The sequence below is a fragment of the Chryseobacterium sp. SIMBA_028 genome (assembly GCF_046535285.1).
GTDB lineage: Bacteria > Bacteroidota > Bacteroidia > Flavobacteriales > Weeksellaceae > Chryseobacterium.
On sequence record NZ_JAWRWZ010000001.1, the window covers coordinates 102,390 to 119,565 of the forward strand.

At 34.0% G+C, this 17,176-nt stretch carries 16 protein-coding genes; 10 read left to right on the forward strand and 6 right to left on the reverse strand.

What is annotated here, in order from left to right; translation table 11 throughout:
• Positions 1-176 precede the first annotated feature (176 nt).
• The 3 genes from SCA31_RS00485 to SCA31_RS00495 are packed head-to-tail and all read left to right on the forward strand — an operon-like array spanning position 177 to position 3,243.
• Positions 177-2,102, forward strand: a complete 1,926-nt coding sequence (locus SCA31_RS00485; protein WP_410694794.1) for a hypothetical protein — start codon at positions 177-179, stop codon at positions 2,100-2,102.
• A 3-nt stretch (positions 2,103-2,105) separates the two neighbouring features.
• Positions 2,106-2,606, forward strand: a complete 501-nt coding sequence (locus SCA31_RS00490; protein ID WP_410694795.1) for a hypothetical protein — start codon at positions 2,106-2,108, stop codon at positions 2,604-2,606.
• A gap of 43 nt (positions 2,607-2,649) precedes the next feature.
• Complete coding sequence (locus tag SCA31_RS00495; protein ID WP_410694797.1) at positions 2,650-3,243, forward strand: hypothetical protein; 594 nt, start codon at positions 2,650-2,652, stop codon at positions 3,241-3,243.
• A gap of 92 nt (positions 3,244-3,335) precedes the next feature.
• On the opposite strand, the gene SCA31_RS00500 is transcribed toward SCA31_RS00495, so the two are convergent.
• From SCA31_RS00500 to SCA31_RS00510, 3 genes are all read right to left on the reverse strand, one after another.
• Positions 3,336-4,412 carry an SDR family oxidoreductase gene (locus SCA31_RS00500; protein ID WP_410694799.1) on the reverse strand — a complete coding sequence of 359 codons (1,077 nt, stop codon included), beginning with the start codon at positions 4,410-4,412 and terminating at the stop codon, positions 3,336-3,338.
• Between the two features lie 85 nt (positions 4,413-4,497).
• A complete protein-coding gene (locus SCA31_RS00505) occupies positions 4,498-5,082 on the reverse strand; it encodes a Crp/Fnr family transcriptional regulator (protein WP_410694800.1) in 585 nt (194 codons plus the stop codon).
• A 38-nt stretch (positions 5,083-5,120) separates the two neighbouring features.
• On the reverse strand, positions 5,121-5,576 hold the full coding sequence (locus SCA31_RS00510) for a PPC domain-containing DNA-binding protein (RefSeq protein ID WP_410694801.1): 456 nt from the start codon (positions 5,574-5,576) through the stop codon (positions 5,121-5,123).
• Positions 5,577-5,766: 190 nt separating this feature from the next.
• Here SCA31_RS00510 and SCA31_RS00515 point away from each other — a divergent pair, with 190 nt between their 5' ends.
• The 5 genes from SCA31_RS00515 (at position 5,767) to SCA31_RS00535 (ending at position 12,449) form a co-directional block, all read left to right on the forward strand.
• Positions 5,767-6,393, forward strand: a complete 627-nt coding sequence (locus tag SCA31_RS00515; RefSeq protein ID WP_410694802.1) for a CatA-like O-acetyltransferase — start codon at positions 5,767-5,769, stop codon at positions 6,391-6,393.
• A 194-nt stretch (positions 6,394-6,587) separates the two neighbouring features.
• Positions 6,588-7,478, forward strand: coding sequence for a BRCT domain-containing protein (locus SCA31_RS00520; protein WP_410694803.1), 891 nt, complete (start codon positions 6,588-6,590; stop codon positions 7,476-7,478).
• Between the two features lie 24 nt (positions 7,479-7,502).
• Positions 7,503-8,999, forward strand: a complete 1,497-nt coding sequence (locus SCA31_RS00525) for a tellurite resistance TerB C-terminal domain-containing protein (protein WP_410694804.1) — start codon at positions 7,503-7,505, stop codon at positions 8,997-8,999.
• Positions 8,992-10,308 carry an ATP-binding protein gene (locus SCA31_RS00530; protein WP_410694805.1) on the forward strand — a complete coding sequence of 439 codons (1,317 nt, stop codon included), beginning with the start codon at positions 8,992-8,994 and terminating at the stop codon, positions 10,306-10,308. Before SCA31_RS00525 ends, SCA31_RS00530 begins: the two co-directional genes overlap by 8 nt.
• Entirely contained in the window at positions 10,305-12,449 is a 2,145-nt protein-coding gene (locus SCA31_RS00535; protein WP_410694806.1) for a DEAD/DEAH box helicase, read from the forward strand. The genes SCA31_RS00530 and SCA31_RS00535 overlap by 4 nt, the downstream gene beginning before the upstream one ends.
• A 128-nt stretch (positions 12,450-12,577) precedes the next feature.
• Here SCA31_RS00535 and SCA31_RS00540 read toward each other — a convergent pair whose 3' ends face one another.
• Together SCA31_RS00540 and SCA31_RS00545 are read right to left on the reverse strand one after the other, a co-directional pair.
• Complete coding sequence (locus tag SCA31_RS00540; protein ID WP_410694807.1) at positions 12,578-13,312, reverse strand: MBL fold metallo-hydrolase; 735 nt, start codon at positions 13,310-13,312, stop codon at positions 12,578-12,580.
• 82 nt (positions 13,313-13,394) lie between these two features.
• Positions 13,395-14,153, reverse strand: coding sequence for an NUDIX hydrolase (locus SCA31_RS00545; protein WP_410694808.1), 759 nt, complete (start codon positions 14,151-14,153; stop codon positions 13,395-13,397).
• Between the two features lie 223 nt (positions 14,154-14,376).
• Here SCA31_RS00545 and SCA31_RS00550 point away from each other — a divergent pair, with 223 nt between their 5' ends.
• The gene (locus tag SCA31_RS00550; RefSeq protein ID WP_410694811.1) at positions 14,377-15,561 is read left to right on the forward strand and encodes an MFS transporter; all 1,185 of its coding nucleotides are present in this window, start codon (positions 14,377-14,379) and stop codon (positions 15,559-15,561) included.
• A gap of 137 nt (positions 15,562-15,698) precedes the next feature.
• On the opposite strand, the gene SCA31_RS00555 is transcribed toward SCA31_RS00550, so the two are convergent.
• Positions 15,699-16,076, reverse strand: coding sequence for a winged helix-turn-helix transcriptional regulator (locus SCA31_RS00555; protein ID WP_410694812.1), 378 nt, complete (start codon positions 16,074-16,076; stop codon positions 15,699-15,701).
• Between the two features lie 156 nt (positions 16,077-16,232).
• Here SCA31_RS00555 and SCA31_RS00560 point away from each other — a divergent pair, with 156 nt between their 5' ends.
• Complete coding sequence (locus SCA31_RS00560) at positions 16,233-17,174, forward strand: alpha/beta hydrolase (protein ID WP_410694813.1); 942 nt, start codon at positions 16,233-16,235, stop codon at positions 17,172-17,174.
• Positions 17,175-17,176 lie beyond the last annotated feature (2 nt).

The window sequence follows — 17,176 nt, forward strand, 5'->3', positions numbered from 1 at the left end:
TAATAAATATATTGAGAAGAGATATTTTTAATTGCAGAATCCTATGATTCTGCAATTATTTTTGTAAGTTAGTAAGGTTCAAATGGTTTTATCAATATTGCAACTATTGTTGTTCGGTATTTCTATCCGTTCTTCATAGAGTTACATAACCACCTGGATATAAAAACACCAAACAAATGAGAGAAACTACAAAAATGTATGTTGGTGGCTCTAAAACAAAAATTGTTCGTGGAGAATATACCATCAAATCAGATGGAAATCACTCTATGTGGGTAACCAAAGGAAATATAATTGTTACTGCTGAAAAACAAATAACCCAGCAAGGTGAAAAGACGGGAGTTTCCCACGGAAATTATATTCCGCCTGAAGAAATTTATACCACCCATCCAAAAGTAGAAAAGGTTGAATTTTTGGATGAAAACAATAAAGTCCTCGATCAGAATACTAAAGATTTTTTTTACGGACAGAAACTTAAAATCAAGATAGTAACATCCAATGCCAAAGGGCAAAGCATCTATGTGAATCTGCAGGGAAAAACAAAAAGTATCCATCAGAAATTTGATATTTTAAATACTAAACGCTTTTCCTGGAACGGATTAGTTACTCACGAAGAAACTTTTGAAACTCCGCTTTTTGTTCTTAATCCTAATTGGTATAGCGATGATTTTGAAGAATATGATTATACTTTACATGAAACCCAAATAAAGGAAGAAGATTTAAATGAATTTTTCGCTAAAGTTGTTTTAGATGCTAAAAATGTTTTTCTTCCACTAGCAGAAAACCGTTTAAAACCTGTTACCTATAAAAGAAACTATGAAGAATTAATTGGCCTTTTTAAAACAGACAATTCCGGAGGCAAAGATTTATTGACCAATTATGAAAATTTTTATATTGATAAATACGCTGATGAGAATGAAGATATTAAAGATATTGTTGATGATTTTTCAGAATGGCTTTGTGAAGACCATACAGAGGCATCTGTTGAGGACATCAATGCGAAGGTATCTGAAAGTGCGGGAAAATTATGGAGCTATGCAGTACTACAGCACCAGAAGCATAATATGAAGTTGACCACAACAAACAACAAAACCGGAGTAAAAAAGGATGAAATAAAAGAAAGAAAGGCTATTCTTGACGACAGGCCTCTGTACTGGGCAAGAATTGCCATGCAGGTTATCTTAAAAAGGCAATATGTTTTTATTAAAGATATTAAAACACTTTCACAAAAAGATCAGGATGATTTTTTCAAAAAATCCATTATCCCTAAAAATAGCAAGCTTTGGAAAATCATAGTACTTTTTGAAGAAAAAAGTAGAAATTATACAGGAATAGATTTTTCAAAGGCTGGAAATAAAAAGAAAATTCTCATTACTGGATTTGATCCATTTATATTGAATGAGTTTAATAATGAATCTATAAAGCTATATTCACCCAATATAAAACAATCAAACCCATCTGGAGTAGTTGCATTAGCATTTTCAAAAAACAATAAATTAGGAGCCTATATACAAACAATGATAGTTCCGGTAAGATATTCTGATTTTGATGGAAGTCAGGATCAGAACAAGGGACAAGGGAATGGTATTATTGAAAAATATATCACATCTCATATTTTAAATGTTGATATGATAATTACAGTAAGCCAAGCAGGTGAAGGAGATTATCATATTGATGTTTTTGCAACTGCAACAAGAGAAGGTTTTAATGATAATTCTGATCATATAAGAGTAGATGAAAGTAAATCGGTAAGTAATGATTCTCCAGAAACTATTTCTACCACACTTCCAAAAGCCTTTTCAAAAGGTTTATCTCAAGCAATATTTTTTGGAGAGTATAGCCAGAAAAATGGAGAAAGTGGAGTTGCAACTGTAGATAATTATCCAAAAGGAAAAGTATATAATGGCCCTGGAGGAAATTATTTGTCCAATGAAATATTCTATCGTGTTGCTAAAATAAGAAAAGATTTGAAATCTAGTTTAATGACAGGCCATTTTCATATTTCAAAAATTCAATCAAAAGGAGAAGACTTATCTTCAGAAAAAATTAATACACTTCATGAAGTAGTAATAACTGTATTAAAAGAAGGATTTAAAAATTTATAAGTAATGAAAAAAATATTTTTTATCATAATGGTTTTACCACTTATTTATAGTTGTGATGCACAAAAAAAAATAGCGAATGATGATATGTATAGTTCAAATCTACTTCTATTAAAACCAGAAAAAGGAGTAAGGATTTTACAGAAAACATTTATGCAAAATGATACTTATACTTTAATTAAAGACAGAAAATGGACTGATATTCCTCGCCCTACAATAATTAGTTTTGTAAAGGATAAGGATACTATGAATTACGTAATTAACTATGGAAATACTGGTAATTATTATTTACATAACCTAAAGTTTAAAAAGGGGAATTATAATGTTGAAATTTTAAAAAATAATTTAGAGTCTTCTGGTAAGGTTAATGTTTTTAATGAGAATATTTTACTTTATAAGCTATTTAACAATAATACAAGAAAAAGGGAAGATACTAAATTAAATGATGTTATATTTTACATTGTTGATTTTGAGAGATTTGATAATATTAAGATTGAGAGTAAGTGAAATTTCTGCTGATGAAATGCAATAAAACAATTGAAATAATAAAATGAATATATTCCAATATGTCTTAATAATTAATCTGATTTTCCCATCGTGCAATGCACAAAAAGTAATTGAGGCCACATCAAAAGATGTCTTAGTATTTGAATTTATCAATGGAAATATCCAACTCGCAAAATATTATTCAAAAGCATATAATCAGGACAATTCTTATAAAAAAACGGTAGAAGCATCAGAAAATAAAGAAATTTTCAATAACAAAAATATAAGTATCATAACTCAAAATTGGAAACCAATGGGTTCTAGATATTATCAAAAAAAATATACTTTTATCCAGCAGAAAGATACAATGAATATATATTGTAAATGCGGTCAGGAGAAGAATTATTACATTAAAAATTTAGAATTTAAACGAGGAAATTATAATTTAAGTTTTGATAACAAAGCATCTGAAAATGGTATAAAATATATTACTGGGAGTGATATAATTACTATGAAAGAAATGCAAAAAACTTTATTTAGAAACACTTATGTTCCCTCTAATGAAACAACAAAAAGAAACCTATATTTTTCAGACTTAAAATTTATTAAAATAGATATAAAAGATACTGCGAATGTATATCTACAAGAAATTAAATAAGAAAATATAGAAATACTATTAAAAAACACAAAAGCCATCTACATTTTATAATAGATGGCTTATCGTTTAAAGGTTTTGAAAATATATACTCCTTAAGGAATTATATTTTCACTTCTTAATCGCTCAAACAATTCTATGAAAGAGTCTTCTGTACTTTTATAGGCTGTAAATCCAAGCTTTCTGCTATTGGACATATCACACATTACTTCCAGCGGTCTTCCGAGATCAAGATCGGTATGCCATGCAGACGATAATTTGCTAAGATTTTCTTCATTTAAATGGTGTTTTTTTGCGATCTCACTCCAGATTTGCGCATCGTTTTCCAATTCTTTTTCCAGAGGTCTGATCATATCATTAAACCCTTCGGCTTCTATTCCAAACCAGTCGGCTAATCTTTTCCAAAGCCATTTCCATCGAAAAACATCTCCATTCGTAATATTGTAGGCCTTATTTTTCGCAGGTTCGGTAGAGGAAGCCCATACCAGTTGTTTGGCCAGTACTTTTGCATCCGTCACATCGGAAACACCATGCCATTGTGCCTCAGATCCAGGCCATATAAACTTTCTTCCCGTTTCCTTGCAGATGCTTGCATAAATAGCCAGCGTAGTTCCCATATTCATCAGATTACCCACAGCATGCCCAATTACAGTATGAGGTCTGTGAATGCTCCAGGTAAAACCATCTCTTTCCGAAGCTTTGTACACTTCGTCTTCCTGAGCATAATAGAAATTGGGAAGAGGAAGCCTTGGATGTTCTTCCCGAACAGGTGTTTCAGGCAAAATCCCTTGCTTAACATAAGCCTCAAAAGGTCCCAGATAATGTTTCAAGCCGGTTACTAAAGCTACATGCTTAACCGATTTTTTAGGAGATAAAACGTTCAGAAGATTTCGTACAAGTAAACTGTTTACCCGAATATTTTCTTCTTCCGTATCATTTCGCATCCATGTTGTAAAATAAATATGAGTAGGAGAGATCTCCTTCAATGCTTCCGTCAGGTTTTGCTCATCCAACAGATCTGCTTTGATGCTACGAAGACCGGAAATAGTAGAGTTGGGGTTTCTGGATAATCCATAGGTCATCCAGCCTTGTGCAACAAGTTCTTCTGCCAAATTGCTTCCTGTAATTCCTGTAGCACCTACTACCAATGCTATATTTTCTTTATTTTCCATAAGTATTGTAAATTTTCATTACAAAATTATGGCTGAGAACAGTCCAATATGCTTGATATGGATCATGCATTTGGATTGATCTGTATCAAGTATTATTGAGAAGATTTTTTTTACGAATCCTACTTACTGTTTCGGGAGCGAGCCCCAGATAAGAGGCGATAAGATTATGGGGAACCCTTTTGATCATCTCAGGGTTTTTCTGTGCCAGTTGAAGATATTTTTCCTCAGCAGTATAACTATTGGAGACTATAAGCCTATGATCCTTTGTCACCAGACTGTTTTGATAGAGAATTCTAAAATAACGATCCATTACAGGAATTTCCAGCATCATTTTTTCATAATCATCAAGGGTGATCATCAGAACTTCAGTTTCTTCAATGGCATCTATATTTAAAACTGATTTTTCCTGATGAATAAAACTGTTGAAATCAGAGATCCACCAGCCTTCAAAAGCAAACATATTGATATGTTCATTCCCTTTTTCATCCAAAAAATAAGATTTCAGCAATCCCTTACTTACAAAAGACAGACACTTACAGATTTCTCCTTCCTGTAACAGATATTGTTTTTTTCGAAGTTTTTTTAAAGTAAAGAAAGCTTGAACCTGTGTTTTTTGTTCATCGGTTATAACTACTTTATTCTGAATATGGGAAAGAAGTACCTCAAACATTTAAAAAATATTTTATCAAAAATAAGACTTTCGGTATATTATTCTTCAAAATTATAGAGATTAATCCCTATTTCCTCATCTTTTGCTTTTACAGTTCTGGTATTGAGCGGATAAAAAATAAATTCTCCTGCTCCCCGAATTCTGGCGTCTAAAAGATGTCCTGCCAATGCAGTATAATCTTCTCTTCCTAAAGTAATATGCAAATGGAGTATCGGCTCTTCACCTATTACAGAAACATTCCCAGAAATATTGGTTACTTCCATCTGTTCCTTAAATGTTTTATCCACATATTTTTTGGTAGACGGAACAAAGAAACGTAAAGTAACTTCATCTACTGCTCCAATTCCTGTAACTTCCCCCGATTGAATGCCCTGGCTTCTAACAAAATCTGTAAGTGCTTCAATGATACTTGATTGATTTTTAATACTAACAATATAAACATGATCTACCTTTTTTGCTGCCCAATTTCTTCCTTTTAAATTTGATGTACTCATACTTGTAAAGCTTTATTTTGTTTTAAATGGTTCTCCTAAGCATTCATCTTTACAAATAAGTGCAATAATCATGCTTGTCAATTTATATGCATGATTTTGAAACAGAAAATATAGTGTTAACGGGAAATTTATATTCCTTCTTACTTGTAAACTGATAAAAATTACAGAAATTTGCAGCAAATAAAAATCAATGAAGATCGTAGATATTGAAAGCTGGAACAGAAAGGAGCATTTTAATTTTTTTTCTAACATGGCAAGTCCCTATTTTGGTTTCACAACAGAAGTGGATTGTACAAAAGCCTATGACAAGGCCAAGGAAAACGGATACTCATTTTTTGCCTATTACTTTCATAAATCTATGGTGGCTGTAAATACTGTTGATGAGTTAAAGCTTAGAATTATTGACGGGCAGGTGATGCAGTTTGATACAGTACATGCTGGCAGTACCATTGGCAGACCGGATGGAACCTTTGGTTTTTCATTTACCCTTTTCTCTGAAGATTTTGAGGTTTTCAATGCTAATCTACAGGAAGAGATAAAGGGAGTACATGAAACTTCAGGACTTAGAATAAGTAACGAAAGACTGGGTAAAGACCATGTTAGACATACTACAATCCCCTGGAACTCTTTCAGTGCAATTCTTCATCCAACAGATTTTAATACCGGAGAATCAATCCCTAAAATTGCTTTTGGTAAATTTAATATCCGCGAGGGGAAAAAATATCTTCCTGTTTCTATTGAAGCCCATCATGGATTAGCCGATGGAATACATATTGCAAAATATCTGGAAGAATTCCAGAGACAACTTGATTTATAGCAGGTCTTAGGGGTAGATCATTTTTAGATAGAAAAGGATCTTATTCATTTTCAATTTTTAATTCCCAACTCAATTACGGGAATCCGTAAAGACTTTTTATTTATCTTCAATACATTTGAGGCAATATATTGCTATATTAGATAATTGATTTTCCATCAAGGAAGCTAATTAACCAATAACTCAACTGTAATAAGATGACCAATTTTGAAAATTCGGACTTACAACTTGTAACGTCCAGGGCCAGAGCAGATAAGGCTATCAATTCTCTAAAAGGCCTTTTACTAGGAATCATAGCTGATGATATTATTGATGCTAAAGAAATGGATGAGCTCAGATTATGGGCTAAAGAACATTATGATCTGGTCAATAGAAATCCTTTCCGTGAATTCATGCTTTTAATTGAAAATACGGCTTCTAACGGGATACCTGCCAAAGAAGCTGTTGAAGATTTATACTGGCTATGTCAGAAGTATGAGCATGATAGTATGTATTACAATGGGATTACTTCAGACTTACAATTATTACAGGGGATTTTTCATGGCATTCTGGCTGATGGCATTTTAAGTGATGATGAAATTTTTAAACTTCACGGCTGGCTGTCAGAAAATGAGCATCTAAGTTCCTATTATCCGTATGATGAGATCAGAAGTCTTGTTTTGTCTATTGTTGCTGACAAGAAGATTGATGAGGAGGAAAGAGCTGTTTTAACAGCCTTTATCAAGCAGTTTGTAGAGCTAAAAAACACAGACACTACTGCAAAAATAGAAAAAGATACTGAAGGAGTCAATATCTCTGGCATTTGTGCTATAGATCCTGAAATTGTTTTTGAAAATAAAACATTTTGTATTACAGGTATTTTAAGCAGAGGAACAAGAAATGAATTGCAGGAAGCGATTACCCAAAAAGGAGGAACTGCTGTAAACAGTATTTCAAAAAAAACGGATTACCTGATCATTGGAGATACCAATAATGCTTGCTGGAGCTATTCTTGCTATGGCCGAAAAGTGGAAAAAGCATTAGATTTAAGAAAATGCGGACATACTATTATTTTAGTTCATGAATTTGATATTTTTGATACTGTTTGAAGAGAAACTTCCTCAGAAAATTCTATGATGATAATCCCTGATGTCACTATGCTGAACGATAACCATTCACCAAATTCCAACGATTTTATTATTGATGTTTCCGGAAACGCAAATATCCCGATTCATTTTGAAAATGATTTTTCTATACCCACAAATGATTCAATATCCCACCAGAACACATCTTATGATTCTGATTTTTGTAAAATAGGAAAAAGATACAGCCGAAAACTGAATCTGGCAGATCATCAGGTTAAAATGCTGGATAAAATGTCTTTTTCAGGAAATGTCTTTAACGAAATTGAATATTGTAAAATTCAGATACTAAAGCAATTTTTAAGAACCATTAATTATCTTTATCAACACTGTACTCCTATTAATAAATCTTACCCTACAGTAATTGATGAATTATCCGAGATTATTGTTTGCCTCCGGTACAACTACAAAAAAGAAAGCTTAAATTACAGCTATACTTATGATTCTGTACAAACGGAAATTTTCAACCATATTTTAAAACTATGTGAAAATAATATCCGTGAGATTTATGGTATTAAAAGGAGAATCAACACGGATTTCAACTATAACGAACCGGATATCTTTCATCAGTACAACAAAAAGATCGTATCAAAAATTGAATCTTTTCTGGTAGAAAATCAATATCAGATTCTGGATGCGGATTACAAAACCAATATTATTCTCAATGAAAATAATACCAGCCGGTGGAAAGCAAAATTTGATCTGATTAAACAAGATTATTCAAATCCGCTTGCTTTTGAAAGAGAAATTTTCAGACTTGTAGAAGTGAATGTTAAAAATCCATCTGTTGATACTATATTTTTTGAGGCATCAAAGTTTGTAGCAGACTATGATAGAACCTGTGCACTGCGACTTTATATCCATTATTTGGAAAAAGACCTAAGTTCTCCAAAATTTGATCACAGACAATTTAACAAGAGCATTCAGAAGAATTTATTTTCAACCCAAGAACAGCTTACTGATTTTGAAGAGATTCTGAAAAATTTTATAGCAGACAGAGATCTTGAAATAGCTATCAAAAGAGCAAATATGCTTTATCAGCCTAAAAGAAAGAGAATTACAATAGATCCTGAAGCCATTAAAGATATTCAGGCTCAACATTCTGAAACGGCAGATATACTGGGGCAGATCCTCAGCGATGAGGAGGAAGAGAATTGTATAGAGAGGGAAGAAACAGTTGGAAAACAAGAACTTATTATTAAGATAACACCCCAGGTTTCTGAAAATCAGAATACCAAATATCTTGACGGATTGAGCTTAACAGATATTCAAAAGGAAATTTTGGATTTATTTAAAAAAAACAGTTTCAATATACTTCAGAGTGATTTTGGAGATTTTATAAAAACAAAAGGGCTATTTATTGGCTCTACAATAGATTCCATTAATGAATGCTGCTTTGAGACCCTTGATGATATTCTGATTGAAGAAGAAGATGAATATTTTATTATTAACACAAATTATTACCAAAAACTTTTAAATAATGATTGACAATATTAAACCCAAAGAAGCCAATTCCATTGTTAACTCTCTGGTAAGCGGAGTAGTGCCTAAGATTGGTGTTCAGCATATTACAGTAGGAAGATCTGAAGAGATTAATGCAGTTATAGGCTCTTTAGAAGATGTAAAAAATGGGCTCAGTCTTGTCAAATTCTGGATCGGGGATTTCGGAAGCGGAAAGTCTTTTATGCTTCATTTACTCAATACTGTTGCCTTAAAGCAAAAATTTGTAGTAGCCAATGCCGATTTTACTCCGGACAACAGGCTCTATGCCAATGACGGGAAAAGTGTAATATTATATTCTGCCATTATGGATAATATTGCTATTCAGACCAAACCGGAAGGTGGAGCCTTGCAGACTTTGCTGGAAAAATGGATTGAACAGGTAATTTCAAAAACGGCCGAAGAAAATCATATTTCTCTGATAGAGATCAGGAATGATCAGTATTTAAACTTAATTCAGAATTCTATTATGAAAACCGTGAATGAAATTACTGAAGTAGGCGGTTTTGATTTTGGTTCTGCAATTGTCAAATATTATGAAGGCTATATCAAAGGGGACGAACTCTTACGCAGAAATGCTCTGAAATGGCTGAAAGGAGAGTATACAACCAAAACAGAAGCAAGACAGGATCTGGGAATACGTGAAATCATCAACGATTCCAACTATTATGATATGCTTAAAAACTTCTGTAAGCTTTTTGTAAGTATGGGATATAGCGGCTTTATGATCAATCTGGATGAAGCCATTAATCTGTACAAAATTTCTGTTACAGCTTCCCGTGAGAAAAATTATGAAAAAATTCTATCAATTTACAATGACTGTTTTCAGGGGAAAGTCGCTAATCTATTCATCAATTTTGCAGGAACGAGAGACTTTCTGGAAAATGAAAGAAGAGGACTTTTCAGTTACCGGGCTTTAAAATCAAGACTCGAATACAATAAGTTTGAAACTTCTGAATTTCGTGATTTTGCTCAGCCAGTCATTAAGCTGATGCCTCTGAATCACAATGAAATTTTTGTTTTACTTAAAAAACTTAAGCTGATATTTGACTTCAATTATAATGCAGAGCTGGATATAAAAGATAATGAAATTTCATCTTTTATGGAAGAAATGTTCAATAAACCTGGAGCTGCAGAGTTTCTTACACCAAGAGAAGTGCTCAGGGATTTCCTGAATATTCTCAATATCATCAGACAAAATCCTGAGGTGGATAAAAGAAGACTTTTTGGAGAAATTGAAATTGTTGACGAAAGGCCAAATGATCTTGTTCTATTAGACAACATTGAGGAATTATGACAGCATTCGACCAGCTCTCTGAACCTATCAGAAAATACATCCGTGATAAGAAATGGGATAGTTTAAGGCCCATTCAGGAAGCGGCTATACAAAGGATTATTCCAACTGATAATAATTATATTTTAATATCCAGAACAGCCTCAGGTAAAACTGAGGCAGCTTTTCTGCCTATTTTATCAAAAGTTAATTTCAAAGAAGCAGGTGTAAAAGTACTTTATATCTCTCCATTGATTGCCTTAATCAACGATCAGTTTCTAAGGGTTGAAAGTCTTTGTGAATATTTGGATGTTACGGTAACAAAATGGCATGGAGAAGCCTCGAAAGGGGCTAAGGACAAACTTATTAAAGCGCCTGAAGGAATTGTTCTCATTACCCCGGAATCTCTGGAGGCAATGTTCGCCAACAAACCTTACAATATTCATCATTTGTTCTCCCATCTGGAATATATTGTTATTGATGAGATCCATTCGTTTTTAGGTTCTGACCGGGGAACTCATCTGCAATCGCTTTTGAATCGTCTGCAAAGAGTTAATGTGAAGAAATTCAGTATTGTAGGACTATCTGCAACGGTAAGTGATGCCAATCAATATGCTGAACTCAAAGACTTTCTTGGAGATCAGGGCTGCACAAAGATTATAAGAGATACTACTCCCAAACCAATCAACGTTATTTTTAAATATTTTTCAGGAGCTGGTAATGAATTACCATTGCCTCTTTTGAAAGATTTGTATGCCCGGACAAGAGACAGTAAAGTTCTGATATTTCCCAATGAAAGAGGAAAAGTGGAAGAAGTTGCCGTAAAACTGAAACAGATTTCCGAAAGAGTAGGTGGGCATAAGAATTACTTCTCACATCACTCTTCTGTAGATAGAGAGGTTCGTGAATATGTAGAGTTTTTTGCAAAAAATTCTACTTTGGAAAACTTCTGCATTTCCTGTACTTCAACTCTGGAACTCGGAATTGATATTGGCAATGTAGATGAAGTCGTACAGATTGATGCCACCCATAGTATAGCTTCTCTGATCCAGCGGGTAGGAAGAAGTGGAAGAAGGGAGGGAAAAGCCAGCAATCTATTTTTATATGCTACAGGAAAATGGAGCTTACTACAGTCTTTGGCATGTTGGTTATTATACAAGGAACACTATATAGAACCTATCTCTGTCAATAAAAAACCTTATGATGTTCTGGTTCATCAGCTTTTATCAATTGTTAAAGGAACATCTGGAATTTCTTTGCCACGGTTGCTGAGAGAAATTGCAGCGAATAAAACCTTTTCAAATGTTAAAGGAGAGGAAATAGAAGACGTTATTATCCATCTCACCAATATTGAATTTTTGGAAAAGTTAGGAAACGAACTGATCATTGGTATTGAAGGAGAAAAAGTAGTCAATACTAAAGATTTCTATACCCTTTTTGAAACTGCTGTTTTCTTTAAAGTTTCCGGAAATGGAATGAAAATCGGAGAACTTCCATTATCTCCCCAAATTAGGAAAGGTGAAAATATCTACCTGTCTGCCAAAATATGGAGCATCATCGATATTGATTATAAAACAAAGAAAATAGAGGTAGTGCCGGCTATAGATGGGAAAAAGCCTATGTTTTTGGGAGATGCTGCAGATACAGCATATAAAATCCGGGAAAAGATGCTTGAAATCATTACCTCAAGAGAAGAATATGATTTTTTGGATAAGACAGGATATGAAATTATTGAGATATTAAGAAAAGATTTTTCTGTTTTTGACATCAACGACTCTACAACGGAAAGGGCACTGTTAAACAGTAATGAAAATATCACTTTTTATTCTTTTACAAGCTCTGCAGTCAACAGGACCCTACGTTTTATTTTGGATAGGCAGGGAATAGAAAATATGCTCAATGATCATGAAAGTTCATTTGAAATAGAAAACTGTACTGCATCCGAATTTGTGGCCGTTCTTAAAAATATTGAACAAAGTTCAGATATTAATGCTATGCTTATGAAATTATTAGAAGACCGCCCCGGGATTATTGATTTTTCAAAATGGGGAAAATATCTACCCCTTAAATACCAGGCAGAGCTGCTTAAAGAAAAGTATTTCGATTTTGAAAGCTGTTATACTTATCTCCGGAAGTTAAAGATCAGAGAAAATAATTCACATTAAAAAAGATATTATTATAATCAGGGAACATCTTTCCGGTAAAATAGATAAACAAAAAATATTCATTTGTATCCAAATAATCCGGCTTTCTCATTTTTGAGAAAGCCGGATTATTTATTAAAAATAAATAACTAATTTATTTCAATTACATCTTTCTCCAAATCATGATAGAGTAAAATCTTCCAATGGTTTTCTCTTGCTTTTTTTTCCCATTCAAGTCGTAATTCCATTGCTTTTCTGCCATCGAAATCACTTTTGTAGGCTAAATGATATTTTAGGTAAGAAGCCTGTGGAAGATCGTCTGCACCATAAAAAGCTGTTTCTTCATTTTCTTTGATCCAGAAAACCTGCATGAATGGAGTATGACCGCCCACTACTTCATAAAAGATTTCATCATTAATTTGTCCTTTATCATCATTCATCCAGATAATATTGGGTAATTGAATCAGGTTTTCCAATACTTCAAAATCAAAGGATGGATTCCCTTTATTTTCCATGGCAAAATTCAGCTCACGTTTTTGAATATAGATTTCTGCATTAGGAAAAGTGGGTTCATAGCCATGATCTGTAAGTTTTACAGCGCCTTCAATATGATCCTTGTGAAGGTGGGAAAGAAAGAGCTTGGTGATCTGCTCCGGACGGATACTTTCTCTTTCAAGAAGTGTTGATACAACAGAAATTCCATCCTCATTTTCCCATCCAATACCGGCATCCAAAAGAATACAATCGTTTTCTGTGATGATAAGGAAAGGCTGTACAGACATTTTAATTCCGGCAATGGTATCAAAATTTTCATCTGTTAAAAGAGTAAAATCCTTGGTTTTGCTGGTTGAAAAATTACCTTCTTTAAGTGGAATGATCTTCATGCTGCAAATTTCCTCAATATTTCTAACATTCAAAAGCTTTTTCATCAATGCAGCCCATTGGAAAAAACAATTGGAAGGGTATCTACCAGTTACTCAGTCCATTTTCCAATGCTTTCACGTAATTTTCTTCATCAAAGGAGTAAAGGTCCGGCGACTTATGAGCACCACCACGTCTTTGTTCATCAAGTTTTTTCAAAACCCCTAAATTTTTAACTTTCCGATAAAAATTTCCACGGTTGAGTTCCTTACCTAATATCACTTCGTATAACTTCTGAAGTTCAGAAAGTGTAAATTTTTCCGGTAACAGATTATATCCGATAGGTTTGTATGAGATTTTTTCCCGTAATGTAAGAAGTGCTTTTTCAATAATCTCGCGATGATCCATCGCCAGTTCAATGGTAGGAAGATCTCTTAAATAAACCCACTCACAGGCTTCACTCACATCATCCATAACGGGTTCAATATCCGCAGAATTGTACAAGGCATAATACCCAATAGAAATAAAACGCTGCTTCTGAAATAGGGTTTCATCGAAATCCTCAAAATAAAATTCACTCCTGTTTTTTCTTCCAAAAACGGCAAATTCTTCAAGAAAAACATTGGTAACACCAGCCCTGGATTTTAAAACCCTCATTACGCCTTCATCCAAGTCTTCGTCTTTTCTTATAAAACCACCAGGAAGAAGCCATTGTTTTCGATAATTCATCCTTACCAGCAAAACTTTCAGCTCATTTTGATCAAAACCGAAAATAACAGGATCGGCCGAAATATGAGGAAGAAAAATTTCTTTTGCTTCAGCAGACTTTTGTAAAATCTGTTCCTTGGAATTCATATAATCCATAAAAATACATGTGTTGTTACAAATGTAAAGATAAAATTGGATAATGCTTATAAAAACTCTTTATTAAAGCTATTTTTAAGAAAAATAATCTATTATATTCAAAGGTTAAATCAATCATGATATTATATGTTTTTTATTAAAATGCCTACCTTTGGATCCATTAAAAATGGATATCCGAAATGCTCAATCTTAGGATATATTCCTATCCAATAAAAATTTCATCATGCAGGTAAGCTCTACCCACAATATTTCCCGGGCTGTAGTCTGGTTAATGGCCATCATTTCAGGACTTGTTGTAGCCAACAATTATTATAATCAGCCTTTATTGGCCCTTATCTCAGAAGATTTTCATGTTTCTGAAGCTGCCGTAAGCAAAATTTCAGTCCTTACCCAAATAGGATATGCTTTGGGATTGCTCCTAATTGTGCCTCTTGGAGATAAGTTTTTCCGAAAAAAATTAATCCTGATTGACTTGTTTCTTGTTTTCGGTTCTTTACTTTGGATGACTTTTGCCAATCAGCTTTGGATGCTGTATGCCTCCAGTTTATTGATTGGAGCCACTTCTGTAATTCCTCAATTGTTTGTACCTATTGCTGCCGAACTATCTTCTGATAAAGAAAAATCGGCCAACATAGGACTCGTGATGTCCGGACTTTTATTGGGAATTCTACTTTCACGTTTTATAGGCGGAATTGTAGGGGAGGTTTGGGGATGGAGAGCCATGTTTGGTATTGCAGCAGGATTAATGATTTTGGTATGGTTCGCCGTTTATACGATGCTTCCTGAACTTTCACCGAATTTTAAGGGAACCTATAGAGAATTAATGCGTTCTGTAGCTCATCTTGCAAAAACACAGCCCATTCTCCAGTTGGCTTCATTCCGTGGAGCAATGGCTTTTGGATCTATGTGTGCCTTATTTACAACTTTGGTTTTTCATATGGAAAAGCCGCCTTTTAATGCAGGTTCCTCTGTTGTAGGCAGCTTTGGTCTTGCCGGAGCAGTAGGTGCTTTGGCAGCAGCGAAAGTGGGAAATCTGCAAAAGTATTTGGATATCAACCGTATCATATTGTATTCTTTATTGATTTTGATAGGAAGCTGGGGATTCACTTATTTTGCAGGCGAAACCTATTGGGGACTAATAATAGGTGTAATCCTTGTTGATCTTGGAGTACAATCAAGTCATATCATGAACCAAACTAATTATTTTATGATCAAATCCAATGCTGTCAACAGGTTAAACACGGTTTATATGGTTTCTTATTTCATTGGGGGCTCACTGGGAACCTGGCTTGCTTCTTTGGCTTGGCAGAAAGCACAATGGACAGGAGTATGCCTTGTAGGAACCGCTTTCGGAGTGTTAACACTCATCGCCCATATTCTGTTTTGCAATAAAGTAAATAAGGCTTGATTTAAAAGAGATTATGTTCTAATTTTGACAGAAGAATATAACCATTTTATCTTCCTAATACACTTTATGAATGAATAATCATCGCTGAAAATTTTTGATTTTCCTGCGTCTTACACCTGTATACCCTAAAAATAAAATTAGTATTCAGAACCTTCCTGTTCCTGAATAAGTTTTCTGTGTTTTCCTCCCCAATCACTCAACACATTCCAAATTGGGATTAGTTCTTTTGCAATAGTTGTAAGTTCATAATCTACGCGCGGTGGAACTTCTGCATGTACTGTCCTTTTGACCAGGCCCTCTTTCTCCAATTCCCTCAATTGAAGCGTCAGCATCCTTTCTGTTATCCCTAAAATAGCCTTTCTAAGCTCACTGAAACGCAGTTTTCCGCCTTTGAGCTTATCCAGAATCAGAAGTTTCCATCGTCCTCCAATTTTACATACAGCATAGGTAAGATCACATTCATGAATGTATTGTCTGTTGATGTTATTCGTTGAATTTTCTTTTATTTTCCCCATTACTTACAAATTTGTTAGTACCATACAATTCGATGTATACAATGCAAATGTAAGGTTTGAAATTTAATTTTGTACCCAGAAGCAGAAAATATGCAGCAGAAAAAGAACAATAGCGCTACTGTTCACTGCAAAAAACAATATTAACTTAAACAAAAAATGAAAATGCAGTTAACACCTAAAATCAATCAAATTTTAAATCATTTAGAAAAAATACAGTCATTTAATGCTCAGAATCCAATGGATGACACCCGTAAATATCTTGAAACCATGTCTTTTCAGTTAAGCGGAAAGAGAGAGCCAGTGGCCATGATTGAGGAGCTGAATATTTCAAAGGAAAACCATCAGATTCCAATCCGTATTTACCGTCCAAAAGGAAAAACCAATCAGGAAGAACCTGCTATCATCTACATTCATGGAGGATGGTTTATAGCAGGAGGGTTTGAAACACATGATGCTGTTGTGCGTAAATTAGCCAATAAAACAAAGGCAACCGTTATTTTTGTTGATTATCGTCTGGCTCCTGAACATCCTTTTCCCGCAGGTTTGAATGACTGCACGGATGCCGTAAAATGGATTATAGACCACTCTGAATCGTTAGGAATTGACAAAAATAGAATAGGAATTATTGGTGATAGTGCAGGCGGAGCACTTGCTACTGCTGTTTCTACACAAATGGGAGAGCTGCTGAAATTTCAGGTATTAATTTATCCTGCTGCAGACAATCAGTTCAATACATCATCTTGGGAAACCTATGAAAATGGACCTGTTCTCAATAAGCAAGGGGGTATTGAAGCCTGGAAACATTATCTCCCCGAACAGGAATTAAATAATCCTTTGGCTATTCCGATTTTAATTAATGATTTTAAAAATACTCCCCGAACACTCGTACTCCTTGCAGAACATGATCCATTAATAGATGATGGGAAAAGACTTGCCGAAAATATGAAAAATGCTAAAGTTTCTGTTACAACAAGCTTTTATAAGGATATGGTACACGGATTTATGCATATGGGAGAAATATTGGATGAAGTGCAGATAGCAATAGATGAAATGGCTGATTTTGCCAATCAGAATTTTGAAATGATCAAAGAAAAGTAATC